The sequence below is a fragment of the Yoonia sp. genome (assembly GCF_036007805.1).
GTDB lineage: Bacteria > Pseudomonadota > Alphaproteobacteria > Rhodobacterales > Rhodobacteraceae > Yoonia.
In genome coordinates this window covers 13,877-26,161 of record NZ_DASYOK010000058.1, presented here as the reverse complement: position 1 = coordinate 26,161, position 12,285 = coordinate 13,877, and the positions used below count along the sequence as shown (strand labels likewise).

Sequence of the window (12,285 nt, the reverse complement as noted above, 5' to 3'; positions counted from 1 at the left end):
TTGCGTCACTGCACCTGTTCCAGCACAAGCTGGCCGGGTGCGACGCGGTCGGGCGCTTCGGCCACAATTCGCGCGCCGGGGGGCAGGTCGCCGCGCAGGAACACACGATTGCCGTCGCTGTGGATGACCTCGACCGCTGCCGGCAGGGTGCGGTCGCCCGCGGCCGTGGCCTCAACCGCCATCACCGACCACGATCCGCGCACCCCTTCGCGCAGAGCGCTGAGCGGGGCCCAAAACCCCGGGTCATCAACCGGCTGTGTGAGCAGCAGCGCGACCGTGTCACCCAGCACGGGTGCGGCACCCTCGGGCAAAGTCACCACGACCGACCGGCTGCGCGTGTTAGGGTCAAGATCTGGTCGGATCTGACGGAGTGTGGCTGCCAGTTCCGCGCCGCCTAACGCGAGGGTGACAGTGTCCCCCAGCGCCAGCCCAGCGGCCAATTCCGGTGGTAGACCAACCCGGGCGCGGGCGGGCTCTGTGTCAAACAGGACCAAAACGGTCTGGCCCGCGGCAACCGTCTGTCCGGGATCGGCCATCCGCGCGCCGATGCGGGCGGGATAGGGTGCCGTCAGCACGGATTTTTCCAACCGCACGTCAACGCCCGCAATACGTGCGCGGACGGCCGCCATCCCTGCCTCGGCGCGCGCCAGCGTCAGCCGCGCATTGTCTTGCGCTGCGACCGACCGAAAGCCTCGTTCGGTTAGCGCGTCGCTTCGCGCCAGTGTCAAGCGGGCCAGCTCGGCATCAGCAGCGAAGGCTGCAAGTTCCGCCTCCAGCGCTGCACGTTCCGGGATCAGGGCGCTGGTGTCCAGCCGCGCCATGACAGTACCCGCGGCGATGACATCACCTTCTTCTACCAGTACTTCAGTGATGCGTCCGCCAAGTTCGAACCCCAGATCGGTCCGCGCCGCAGCCTCCACCTGGCCGGTGAACCGGCGGGTGACGGTATAGCCCGAGGTCAGTTCAACCGATATGACACCGACCGAAGTCCGTGGGGCCGCGATACCGAGGGCGGTATCGCCCTCCGCTGTGATCAGGGAAAAACCTCCGATAACGGCTGCGGTGGCAGCGCCGCAGACCAGAAGCGTCACCGTCACGGTCAGAACCCGATTAAGTGCCTTTCGAAAACCTGATGTTGCAGCTTGCGTCATCGATGGAATGCTCCGATAAAGTTAGATGCTCTTACATATGTTATAAGCACTCACTTTGGCAAGTGGCATTCGTGTGGAGCCTGCACTTGTAAAAACAGGTGAGAGGTGCCAACTTCCGTCACGCAAAAAGTGAACGTCATTCACTTTACCGGAAGGCCCAATCATTATGTCGAACGATCCGTCCGCACCACTGGCCACGGCAGCCGTGACGCCCAAAGCCGCCTATCATCACGGTGACCTGCGCGCCCAACTGATCGCGGCTGTGCGGGAACTGGTCGAGACGCACGGCCCAGATGGTTTTTCCGTCGCAGAGGCCGCACGCCGCGCAGGTGTCAGTTCCGCCGCGCCCTACAAGCACTTCAAGGATCGGCACGAGATTTTGCGCGGCGTCGTCAGTGAAGCCATGGATCGTTTGCGCGCTGCCATGGAAGAGGGTGCCGCACATCATCCATATGGTTCGCTCGAAGCCGTTGCGGCAGTCGGGCTGGCCTATGTCGCTTTCGCCAAGACAGAACCGGGGGTATTCCGGCTGGTCTTTGGTCTGACGGAAGGGCACGAGAACGCCCCTGACCTGTTGGCCAAGGGTGAAGGCTGCTTTGGCGTGGTCGTGCAGGCTGTTGCCGCTTGCCTTGGCTTGCCTCCCGGCGATCCAGATGTTCAGCGCCGCGCGTATATGCTTTGGTCCTTTGTCCACGGTCATTCGTTCCTGACCATCGACATGAAGCACAAGGTCGCCAGCGCCGAGATCAACGATTGGGACTATCTTATGGGCATTGGCCGCGCGATCCTTGCCGCGTCTCGAGACGGTGCTGCTCTACCGAGATAGAAAGGTCTGAACGCTGGTATGCATCTGACATTGCCCATACGCCGCCGTATGCCTTTCGTCGCACAAGTCGCGACGGTAGGCCAGTCGCTGTATGATTAATCTATGCACAACGGGTCCGCTCCGGTAGAGGGCACGCCCGGGGAAAGCGTAGAATGCCCAACAACGCAGCCACTGCGGCAGCGCCACTTTCCGTTGCCTCTATGATGGATTAGACAGGTCGTTTAATTTATCGTTATGAATTCATTAAGTTATGTCGTTGTGGGTGATGATGGTGTGATTGACGCAAAAATCGGGGCGTCTCATGGGACGGACAACAATGGGAGATACTGTCGATTAGTGAATTTATTACAACCTCGTGATCAACCAGCTCAGGCTTTCAAGCACGTCGCGCAGTCCAGTTGCTGGTTTTGAAGAATGATGCGGAACGTGTAATTTCGACAGAAACGCAGCAGGTCTGTCTTTCGTTTTCTGCAGGTTTTCAGACCACTCTGTGGGTCGCCAAGCGGTACATAAATTGTGGAACTCAGCAGTTGTAGCGTCCTCCAAGAGGGTTGGCTTCAGACACAGCGATGGCCCTCCTTTTGTCCAGGTATTCGGCAAGGTCCTGAATATGGACGCCTCAGCTTTGCAAAACCGCGACCCGTTGCCATGAAGCCATCGACCATCTGTGCAATCAATTTTGCGGGGTCCTGGATGGTTTGGCCGGTTTCTCGCTCTAGCGTCTTTGCATAGGCAATCAGTTCGCGATCTACGGGCGCTGGCAGTTCTACTGTCACCTTCACCGGTTCATCGTCTGACAACGCACCCAGTTTCAATTTCGTCATCAGAGGCCTCATTGCAGATCGAGGATCAGGTCGCAGGTCCCGATCACGCGCACCGGAAATCCTGAACGGATCGTCAGGGTGGGTGGCACATCTATCTGACGGCCGACAATCTTGCGGCCAGCAGCGCCGATTGTGTCCCGGGCGCCGTCGCGGATTGCACGGGCGACAGGGTCGTCATCGTCTGCCACCGGCTCGGCGCCGATGTATCGCAGGGTCGAGAGGACGGCCGCCCTCAATACACCTCCCCAATGGTTGCCGATACCGTCCTCGAGCCCTGAATAACCTGTGCTATCCGCTCCGGGGTGCCGCTCCAAGACGATGCAATCACCATTGGACAAGATGATCCGCGTCCATACAAGCAGGATCCGGCGTTGTCAGCCGCCGCCGCCATTGTCCTATTCGCCGATAAGCTGGGCACCTTGCAGTAGCAGGAGATATCGGCCTGACCGGCTGTCATAGATGTCTTGGGTCACTTGAGCGACGACTTGGCCGGGAAGGTCAGAGCGAATGCCTGAGATGAGGGCGGCAAAGAGCCGGTCCACCATCAGAATGTTGCGAACCACGCGGGCGTTGACCAAGGGCCTCGGCTGTTGAATGTCACTGAGAACCCACCCATGTGCAACCGTGCCCCTGACGGGATTTGGCGGGGGTTATTGAAGTGATCGACATGTGATTTTTGCGCGTAATCCGACGATGGACTTTGAGGGACAAGATGCCCATTCGCGAGATTTCACGGCGGACTGGGCTGTCTCGCAACACCATCAGGAAGTACCTGCGGGCTGACATCTTTGAGCCCAATTTCCGAACGCCCACGCAGCCAAGCAAGCTGGATCCATTTGCCGAGAAACTGTCGGGCTGGCTTCTGACCGATCAGTGAAAGTCGCGCAAGGAGCGACGCACGGCCAAGCAGATGCATTCGGATCTGGTGCAACTTGGTTTTGATGGATCAGATGAACGCGTGGCAGCCTTTGTGCGGGCATGGCGGAAGCTGTCGGCGATCTGATCGAACAGGGGGCACCTGCATTCGATGCAGCCGTCCCGATGCTCTCAAAATTGCTCAAGGCGGAAATGGCTGAACGAGAGGTGCGTTCAATAGCTTACCACATGAAGGCGGCGCGCTTCCCGGCTTACAAGGATCTCTCTGGTTTTGACTTCGTTGCCAGCGAGATCAACGAAGCCCTCGTGTGCCAACTGCACCGATGTGAGTTCATGGACGCAGCTGAGAACGTGGTCTTGATCCGCGGGCCCGGCACTGGGAAATCGCATGTTGCGACCGCCTTCGGCGTTCAGGCCATCGAACATCACCGCAAACGCGTGCGCTTCTTCTCAACAGTCGAGTTGGTCAATGCGTTGGAGCAGGGAAAATCCATAGGCAAGGTTGGAAAAATCGCTGAGACGCTGGTCAAGACTGACCTCGTGTTCCTTGATGAACTTGGATACCTGCCGTTCAGCACCTCGGGCGGCTTACCCACCGCTGCCACATCCTGGAGACTGGCAACGACAGCTATCGCTTCAAAGCCAGCTTCGAGATTGCAAAACAGAAACGAAAGGAGACACCGGCATTGACCACATCATGACGAACAAAGCATAACGACTGAGCTGGTCAAATCTCGGTGACAATACCGGGTCAGTTCTCGGTGACATTCAACAGCGCGGGGCATCCCTGCGACATGCATTTTCAGGTCCGCCGAAAAATATACTTTACAAAACTAGTAATATAGTTATTTTTGTGTCATGACGACAACAAGCCCCAATGCTCGCGCCCTTGCCGCCCTCGGCCACGATGCCCGCCTGTCGATCTTTCGCCTTTTGGTGAAGGCTGGCGATGACGGGCTGCGGGTGGGCGACATCGGTGAGCATCTGGGCCTCGCACCTTCGACGCTGGCGCATCATCTTTCGGTGCTCGTCGATGCTGGTCTGGTGCTGCAGGACAAGCAGGGCCGCGAGGTGTTCAACCGCGTCGACTTTCCGGCGATGAATCGCGTAGTGGGTTTTCTGACGTCCGAATGCTGTTCTGGCGTCACGGTTCGACCCTCGGAGGATGCAGCATGATGTTTGCGCCGTCTTTTTTTCGCCTTGAAACAACTGTAATTCTGGAGATTTGGTGATGACTGATTCAACCCTTCCGGCACCGGGCCTCCGGTCCACGCTGCGCCATGTGTGGCAAGACCAGCGGGTCTGGCTGGCCTCAGTGCTGATCCTTGCGGCGCTGGCGCTGTTCGACACTCCCCAGGCCGCGGACTCTGCGCTCTTCGCGGGCGCCGCACTCCTGAACACGGCGCCCTTCCTGATCCTGTCAATCGCGATCGCCGCCTGGGCTAATGCGACTGGCGCCGACAACCTTATCGCCAAGGCCTTCACCGGAGCACCGCTCTTGATGATCGGGCTGGGCGCGCTGGCGGGAGGCATTTCGCCTTTCTGCTCCTGCGGGGTGATCCCTCTGATCGCGGCGCTGCTTGCGATGGGCGTACCGCTGTCTGCCGTCATGGCATTCTGGCTCGCATCGCCGATTATGGACCCCTCTATGTTCGTGTTGACGGCGGGGGTTCTGGACCTCGAGTTCGCGGTGTCCAAGACGCTGGCCGCACTCGGGCTGGGAGTCTTTGGCGGGACGGTGGTGCATCTGATGATGAAGGGTGGCGCCTTCGCTGATCCGCTGCGCGACGGCATCGGCAATGGCGGTTGCGGTGGGGCCAAGATCCGCGCACCCAAGCCGGTGGCATGGCGCTTCTGGACCGAGCCTGACCGCCGCGCGAAGTTTGGCAAGACGGCGCTGAGCACGACGCTGTTCCTCGCAAAGTGGCTAACGCTGGCCTTCATCCTCGAAAGCCTGATGCTGGCCTGGATTCCTGCGGAGACGGTGACTGCGGCGCTTGGCGGCGAAGGGCTGCTGCCCATCATGACCGCGACGCTTGTGGGCGTGCCCGCCTATCTGAACGGCTACGCGGCGCTGCCGCTGGTGGGCGGGCTGATCGAGCAGGGCATGGCGCCAGGGGCCGGCATGGCCTTCCTTGTTGCGGGTGGGGTGACTTCGATCCCGGCAGCCATGGCGGTCTGGGCGCTGGCGAAACCGCAGGTCTTTGCGCTGTACATCGGCCTGTCACTGACCGGGGCCTTTGCGTCTGGGCTGCTATTCCAGCTCTGGACGCAGATGGCATGAACACCAGCGGCGAGACGCCTTGTTTCGCCGCCTCTCCTTGATCGAAGCCCCCACCTTGATCCCCAGACTGTCTCCGGCGCGGCGCGCACCTGTAGTCGCCGCGCTCGGCTCGTCCCTCACTGTCAGTTGGGCTTCCAGCTACGCCATCCCGGCAGTTCCGGCAGTGCCTATGGCCGAAGACCTCGGCATGTCGCCGGTCGGGGTTTTCGGTGCGTTCTCCATGGCGTTGGTGGTCTCGGCGATGCGCGGCCCATGGTCCGGGTCGCGGATCGACCGGATTGGTTGGCGCGGGGTGCTGCTGGCGACGTGGGACTGGCGCGAGGCGTGCCTTGGCTGGGCATGGATCCATTTTGCAGTGGCCCCGCCGCTGAACGGCTGGCTGCCGAAGGGCACCAAGACGGTTGCAGTGTCGAGCATACCAGTGAAGGACGGACCACCGCCGTCGCGCCTGGCGCTCTGGTTGCTCGCCTTCGTATTCGCGGTGACCTTGTTCGACTGTACCGCCATGGCCGCCCATTTGCCGGAGCTGCCGCAAGCCGCCGAGGCCAGCACGGCTGTCGCCATCGTGGCGGGCGCTCTCGTCGGCCCTGCGCAAGTCGCGCCACGAAGCGCGGCGCAGGCCGTCAATAACCGCAGCATCGTTGTCGAGAAACACCGGTGTTGGATCTAGGCGAAAGACAGGCTGCGCTGCTACACCGCCAACAACGAAGGTTGCAAATCCTGTTCCAACGAGCATGCGTCGGCTTACTAAACGCTCCATGAGCTCAAGCCCCTCGCATGACAAGGACCAAGACCTTTGCCGCCACCGAGATGGCAGGCCTAGCGACCCTCGCCAACAACTATGCCGCGCTTTTGCGGTTTTCGGACCAACGATACGCCAGCCCAGTTCGATTTCGGAAACGCCTAAGGATGCTTGACAACGCATCCACTGAGGCTGCCTTTTTGTTCTGGACCCATGGGGGATCGGGGCGAAACCGATCTTGCAGCAATAAGTCGGGGGTTCTTGTACGCGTGTAGAGCACACGGGATTGAACGACTTGTTGGAGTTCTCCCCAGCATTCCCTTGCGAGGGATTTTAGCGGTAGGGTAGGCGGTCTCAATCACAGGACCACCCAATCTCTGCCGTTCGCACGTCTTTACTCTCTCGGGGTTGGACTGCCCCAGTTCACCTGCATTATGTTTACAATATGGACGCGGAAACCGGATCGCGGGCCGTAGGAGAACGCTGAATGCCCAACACCTCAGCCACTCAGGCCGCGCGATTATCTATTGCCCCGATGATGGAAGGTGGCGATCTGGATGGGATTTCAATGGGTTGTCGGGCGTTGTGTGCAGTACATGTTCACGTTTCGATCGCGTGATATCGTGTGGCGGCGCGTTCATTGCGGGCTGGTTCAGGGAATGCGACCCGTGGGGAGGCGCAAGCCTGTCCTCGCCATGGTACCCTGTTACCGATAGCGGGTAGCGTGTCTTGAATTCGCCATCGTGAGGCCGCACCGATGACGAATTTCGTATGTTTTTTGTGCTGTGCAGACGTGTTGCAAAAGGTTCCGACAGTATGGGCATGTTCTGGAGAAACGGCCGCCGCGGCGGGGGGCGGCCCGAAAATCCCCCTTGGTGGGACGAGGCGCGCGCCTTCGCGGCTGATTGCAGGCGCGTGGCGCATCCGCCCGGGATGGATAGCCCGATCCCTCGCCACGCCACGCGCCGCATCTTTCCTTCCCTTTCGGATGCCGACCGGATACGGGTCCGCGTGCATCACCAGATCCTGCAACTGCTGGACGAAAAGGGCGTGGCCGATCCCGGTGACCTCGACCATGACGGCAAGCGCATCCTCGTCAGCATCGCCTCGCCCTATGTCTTGCCGCCCGAGAAGATCGCGGAACTCCTCGCCAGGAACCCCGAAAATCTGGGTTGGATCGCGCGGGATCACGCGGCCTGGAAGGCAGCGCTGGCGCGGCCGAAGCCACGCGTGAACCCGCGCGAGGACGTCAGCCAGGCCCTCGCGCGCCTTCACCCCGACCCGGGCCTTGCGGCGGCCTACGACACAGGCGCTGACGACTTGCGGAGCGGGGCGTGGCGGTCGGGCGAGCGCCTCTGGTTCTTCCTGCCCTACGCCGTCGCGCGCGATCGCGGCATCCTGATCGACACGCCGCCGCCTTTCGCCGCGCTCGATGACGAGGCGCGCGCTGCGCTGTCATGGATGCACCGCACGATCCTGTCGGGCCTGAACGAGCTCGGCAGCATCGAACTTATGGCAGAGGCCGGCGCCGGCGAAGATCCCGAAAGCCCCCGAGCGGGGACGGGGACGATTCTGGCCGAGCAGATCTATCCGTTCCAGTCCTGCGCGGCGCATCTGCTCATGGATTGGAAGGTCCCCGACCCGCTGCCGACGGGGGCGCAACCCGTCTCGCACCTGTGCGCGTGGGACACGGCGTTGAGCCTCTTCCGAGCGGCGCGCAACCATGAGCGGGCTAGGGGCGGCAAGGTCTGACTTCCGCCGCAATCCATCCTGGTAGGTTGTGGCGGGGCAGCGGATCGGCTTTAGGGCCCCGCAGGGTGCGGCAGGCCGCGCCTTTCATCAACCAGCCGGACTTGCTTGAGACGCAGATCGCGCCCGTAGGGTTCGGCCAGAAGCGCCTGCGCCAGGGCGTCGTTCACGAAAAGCGTGTCCGCAACCCCCGGATCGGTCCAGATGGCAGGTCCCTCAACGGCGGTGCGGAACGCCCGGACCCTCGGATGAACCTTGCCTTCGCACATCAGGGCCGAGCGGCGCTTCTGCCCGTAGTGGATCCCTTCGGAGTGGTCGGGGTCGATCGTCGACCGGATGTTGCTTGTTGCCAGGGTGAGATAGCGCCTGTCTTCGCCCTTGCCCCCGGCGAGTTCCACCGTGATCGGGTGCAGCAGCGTCCGGCCCAGGTCGAAGCGGCGCATCACCTCCGCCATATCCTCGCGCACCTGCAGGAACGCGGACCACCAGAACGGAATGTCGAGTCGCGTCCCCGGATGGCCTTTGTTGTACACATAGGTTTCGGGCAGTTCCTCCGGCGCGACCGGTTCGCCCTGCCGCATTCGATAGAGGATTTTCAGTCGGATGTTCCTGTTTTCCCGCTCCGAAAGCGCCGGATCGTCCGCCGGCGCGTAGCCGCGATTGTACTGGCCGAGAAGCAGCGCTTCGATATACCAGATATGCTCGGTCACCTCGCACCCTCCGCCCCGGACACACAGTTTTTCTTGAGCCGCAGATCACCCGCGCCCTTGTCGGCACGGCACTGCACAAACAATTGAAGCGCAGGTTGCCGCCCTCGTGCAACAAAAAAAATCCGGCCCGTGCGGGTGAGGAAGGGACGTGACGTGCCACGGTTCGGGCCAGAGATGGTCACGGTTTCCGCGTAGACGGCAGCAGCTAGCGACCGATTGAAGAGGGTAACGGATCATGTCCGACGCGCGGTTTGAAGACCGTCTGTCGCGCCTGTCGCAGGGCGGCATGGTTCTTGGTATGGCGGGCTCTCCCGCGTGGTTTGCGCCCGGCTATGGCCTTGACCCCGATCAGGTGCGCGGACTTGCCTTTGCCACGCTGGTTCTGGGCGTTGTCGCCTTGATCCTGATCGACCGATCGAACTCCAACTCTATCCTGTCGGCGCTGCTGCCGCCGAACAAGGCGCTGGCGGTTGTGTTACCGATTGTCGCGGCGCTTCTCGCTGTGACACTCTTCTGGGCACCGGCGCGTGACCTGTTTCGTTTTGGTGTACTGGAAGGCGTATGGCTGGCCGTGCCACCTGTGGCCGGGATCGGGGTTTTGCTGGCGCTGGAAGCGCTCAAGCCGCTCTGGCGCATGGTCTTGCGCGCGAACGAACCGGCGGCCGCGAAAGCGAAATCTGCTTGATCGACTGTTCTGCCGTCTGTTCCCTTAGCCGCTAGAGCCCAACCCGCCGCAACCTCAGCGCGTTGGTGATGACCGAGACGGAGGACAGACTCATCGCTGCCGCCGCAATCATCGGGGAGAGCAACAGGCCGGTGACAGGGTACAACACACCTGCAGCAATCGGCACGCCAAGCGCATTATAGGCGAAGGCGAAGAACAGGTTCTGCTTGATGTTGCGCAAGGTGGCGCGGGCCAGTTTGCGTGCCCGCACGATGCCCATCAGATCGCCGCCGAGCAGGGTGATGCCTGCGCTTTCCATCGCCACATCGGCCCCGGTGCCCATGGCGATGCCGACATCTGCCGCAGCCAGGGCAGGGGCGTCGTTCACCCCGTCGCCCGCCATTGCGATCTTGTGACCTTCGCGGCGCAACTGGTCGATCAGCGTCTTTTTGTCTTCCGGCAGGACACCTGCGCGCACCTCATCGATGCCCAGTTCGCCTGCCACGGCCTGCGCCGTGCGTTCATTATCACCGGTCGCCATGATGACGCGCAGGCCCAGAGCATGAAGTTCCTTGATCGCCTGCGCGGTGCTGTCTTTGATCGGATCGGCCACGGCCACGATCCCAACGATGGCCCCGTCGACCGCGATGAACATCGCCGTCTTGCCCTCGGTGCGAAGCGCATCGGCCTTTTCCTCCGCCGTGCCAGTATCCAGTCCCATCTTCTGCATCATCGCCGTGTTGCCAAGCGCAACGGCGCGTCCGTCGATGGTTCCCTGTACACCTTTGCCGGTGAAAGCCTCAAAATCCGTTACCTCCTGCCGCTTGGCATCTGCGGCTTCGGCGCTCTCTACGATGGCTTCGGCAAGCGGGTGTTCCGAGCCGCGCTCCAGCGCCGCAGCCAATGACAGCAGCTCGGCTTCTGCCACATCCCCTAGCACCACAAGATCGGTCAGTTTCGGCTTGCCCATGGTCAGCGTGCCGGTTTTGTCGACGATCAACGTATCGACGCCCGCCATCCGTTCCAGTGCTTCGGCATCCTTGATCAGCACGCCAGCCTGCGCCCCGCGCCCCGCCGCCGTGGTGATCGAGATCGGCGTTGCCAGCCCAAGCGCGCAGGGGCAGGCGACGATCAGCACCGACACGGCAGCGGCCATGGCAAAGACCAGCACGGGTTCGGGGCCGAAGATCATCCATGAGATGAAGGCAAGGATCGATACACCGACCACGGTCGGCACGAAAACTGCTGATACCCGGTCTGCAAGCCCCTGAATCGGCGCACGTGACCGCTTTGCATTCGACACCATTTCCACAATCTGCGCCAGCACGGTATCGGCGCCGACCTTGCCCGCCTCGATCACAAGACTGCCGTTCTTGTTGATCGTGGCGCCCGTTACAGCATCGCCCGGACCTTTTTCCACCGGCATCGCCTCGCCGGTCAGCATACTTTCATCCAAGCTGGACCGACCCTCGATCACCACGCCATCGACCGGGACCGCATCGCCGGGCCGCACACGCAACCGGTCGCCCTCCACGATAGAGTCCAACGGAACGTCGCTTTCGGTGCCGTCCGCCGCGATGCGCCGCGCGGTCTTTGGCGCGAGATCAAGAAGCGCGCGGATGGCGTCGCCTGTGCGTTCGCGCGCCTGCAGTTCAAGCACCTGGCCGAAAAAGACCAGCGCCACGATGACGACCGATGCCTCGAAATAGGTGCCGACGGCATCGCCCGTCCGGTATTGTTCGGGGAACAGGCCCGGCAGGAAAACCGCGAACAGCGAGTAAATATAGGCCGCCGCCACGCCGAGCGAGATCAGCGTCCACATGTTCGACGACCGGTTGATGATTGACGCCCATCCACGTTGGAAAAACGGCAGTGCGGCCCAAAGGACGACTGGCGTCGCCAGCGCGAACTCAAGATAGCCAGCCACCTGATGTCCGAGCCAGTCGCGCACGGGCAACCCCACCATCGGCCCCATAGTCAGCACGATCAGCGGGACAGCCGCCGCCACCGAGATCCACATGCGGCGGGTGAAGTCCACCAGCTCGTGGTTTGGCCCGTCCGTTGGCTCCATCGGTTCCAGCGCCATGCCACAGATCGGGCGGGCGCCCGGCGCATCGCGGATGATCTCGGGGTGCATCGGGCAGGTGTATTGCGCGTTGCCTTGGGCTGCCTTGTGCAGACCTCCACGGTCACCAGAAGCATATGATGACGGATCGGCCTTGAATTTCGTTCGACATTTCTCTGAGCAGAAATGGATAACATTACCATCAAGCTTCTCGGTCCTTGTGTCGGGCGTCAAGGTCACGGTCATGCCGCAGACAGGGTCAATGTCCGTAGACCCGGCCCGCGGCTCGCCCCGTGACCCCGAAGGATGGTCATCGCCCGTGTTTGGGTGGTCAGTTTCTTTACGGGTAAGAGACATGAAACGCTCCTCGAGTTGGATTGAGCCGGCAATAGCA

Annotated in this window: 10 protein-coding genes and 3 pseudogenes; 8 read left to right on the top strand and 5 right to left on the bottom strand. The window is 61.7% G+C overall.

Annotated features, from left to right (window positions below; translation table 11 throughout):
• Window positions 1-5: 5 nt before the first annotated feature.
• Window positions 6-1,151 (bottom strand): efflux RND transporter periplasmic adaptor subunit, encoded by a 1,146-nt coding sequence (locus tag VGP75_RS03500; RefSeq protein WP_327542331.1) that lies wholly within the window; start codon window positions 1,149-1,151, stop codon window positions 6-8.
• Between the two features lie 166 nt (window positions 1,152-1,317).
• Between VGP75_RS03500 and VGP75_RS03495 the strand changes: the two genes are divergently transcribed.
• Window positions 1,318-1,977, top strand: a complete 660-nt coding sequence (locus tag VGP75_RS03495) for a TetR/AcrR family transcriptional regulator (protein WP_327542330.1) — start codon at window positions 1,318-1,320, stop codon at window positions 1,975-1,977.
• Window positions 1,978-2,534: 557 nt separating this feature from the next.
• Here the strand turns inward: VGP75_RS03495 and VGP75_RS03490 are convergent.
• The gene (locus VGP75_RS03490) at window positions 2,535-2,801 is read right to left on the bottom strand and encodes a DUF2274 domain-containing protein (protein WP_327542329.1); all 267 of its coding nucleotides are present in this window, start codon (window positions 2,799-2,801) and stop codon (window positions 2,535-2,537) included.
• 8 nt (window positions 2,802-2,809) lie between these two features.
• Window positions 2,810-3,346: pseudogene (locus VGP75_RS03485) on the bottom strand (TraB/TrbI/VirB10 family type IV secretion system protein).
• Window positions 3,347-3,513: 167 nt separating this feature from the next.
• Here VGP75_RS03485 and VGP75_RS03480 point away from each other — a divergent pair.
• The 6 genes and pseudogenes from VGP75_RS03480 to VGP75_RS03455 form a co-directional block, all read left to right on the top strand.
• A pseudogene (locus VGP75_RS03480) lies at window positions 3,514-3,786 on the top strand (IS21 family transposase); the annotation flags it as partial.
• Window positions 3,780-4,378: pseudogene (locus VGP75_RS03475) on the top strand (ATP-binding protein). The pseudogenes VGP75_RS03480 and VGP75_RS03475, both read left to right, overlap by 7 nt.
• A gap of 157 nt (window positions 4,379-4,535) precedes the next feature.
• On the top strand, window positions 4,536-4,853 hold the full coding sequence (locus VGP75_RS03470) for an ArsR/SmtB family transcription factor (protein WP_327542328.1): 318 nt from the start codon (window positions 4,536-4,538) through the stop codon (window positions 4,851-4,853).
• 55 nt (window positions 4,854-4,908) lie between these two features.
• Complete coding sequence (locus tag VGP75_RS03465) at window positions 4,909-5,961, top strand: permease (protein WP_327542327.1); 1,053 nt, start codon at window positions 4,909-4,911, stop codon at window positions 5,959-5,961.
• A gap of 169 nt (window positions 5,962-6,130) precedes the next feature.
• Window positions 6,131-6,631 (top strand): MFS transporter, encoded by a 501-nt coding sequence (locus VGP75_RS03460; protein WP_327542326.1) that lies wholly within the window; start codon window positions 6,131-6,133, stop codon window positions 6,629-6,631.
• Between the two features lie 888 nt (window positions 6,632-7,519).
• Entirely contained in the window at window positions 7,520-8,455 is a 936-nt protein-coding gene (locus tag VGP75_RS03455) for a hypothetical protein (protein WP_327542325.1), read from the top strand.
• Between the two features lie 50 nt (window positions 8,456-8,505).
• Here the strand turns inward: VGP75_RS03455 and VGP75_RS03450 are convergent, their stop codons facing one another.
• On the bottom strand, window positions 8,506-9,162 hold the full coding sequence (locus VGP75_RS03450; protein WP_327542324.1) for a hypothetical protein: 657 nt from the start codon (window positions 9,160-9,162) through the stop codon (window positions 8,506-8,508).
• Between the two features lie 235 nt (window positions 9,163-9,397).
• Here VGP75_RS03450 and VGP75_RS03445 point away from each other — a divergent pair, with 235 nt between their 5' ends.
• A complete protein-coding gene (locus VGP75_RS03445; protein WP_327542323.1) occupies window positions 9,398-9,847 on the top strand; it encodes a cation transporting ATPase C-terminal domain-containing protein in 450 nt (149 codons plus the stop codon).
• Between the two features lie 31 nt (window positions 9,848-9,878).
• On the opposite strand, the gene VGP75_RS03440 is transcribed toward VGP75_RS03445, so the two are convergent.
• Window positions 9,879-12,248 carry a heavy metal translocating P-type ATPase gene (locus VGP75_RS03440; protein ID WP_327542322.1) on the bottom strand — a complete coding sequence of 790 codons (2,370 nt, stop codon included), beginning with the start codon at window positions 12,246-12,248 and terminating at the stop codon, window positions 9,879-9,881.
• Between the last annotated feature and the right edge of the window lie 37 nt (window positions 12,249-12,285).

What these genes read in the sequence shown, in the direction of transcription:
- VGP75_RS03495 (WP_327542330.1), top strand. Translation starts at nt 1,318, where the DNA reads ATGTCGAACGATCCGTCCGCACCACTGGCCACGGCAGCCGTGACGCCC.
- VGP75_RS03500 (WP_327542331.1), bottom strand. Translation starts at nt 1,151, where the DNA reads ATGACGCAAGCTGCAACATCAGGTTTTCGAAAGGCACTTAATCGGGTT.
- VGP75_RS03455 (WP_327542325.1), top strand. Translation starts at nt 7,520, where the DNA reads ATGGGCATGTTCTGGAGAAACGGCCGCCGCGGCGGGGGGCGGCCCGAA.
- VGP75_RS03440 (WP_327542322.1), bottom strand. Translation starts at nt 12,248, where the DNA reads ATGTCTCTTACCCGTAAAGAAACTGACCACCCAAACACGGGCGATGAC.
- VGP75_RS03445 (WP_327542323.1), top strand. Translation starts at nt 9,398, where the DNA reads ATGTCCGACGCGCGGTTTGAAGACCGTCTGTCGCGCCTGTCGCAGGGC.
- VGP75_RS03470 (WP_327542328.1), top strand. Translation starts at nt 4,536, where the DNA reads ATGACGACAACAAGCCCCAATGCTCGCGCCCTTGCCGCCCTCGGCCAC.
- VGP75_RS03490 (WP_327542329.1), bottom strand. Translation starts at nt 2,801, where the DNA reads ATGACGAAATTGAAACTGGGTGCGTTGTCAGACGATGAACCGGTGAAG.
- VGP75_RS03465 (WP_327542327.1), top strand. Translation starts at nt 4,909, where the DNA reads ATGACTGATTCAACCCTTCCGGCACCGGGCCTCCGGTCCACGCTGCGC.
- VGP75_RS03460 (WP_327542326.1), top strand. Translation starts at nt 6,131, where the DNA reads ATGGCCGAAGACCTCGGCATGTCGCCGGTCGGGGTTTTCGGTGCGTTC.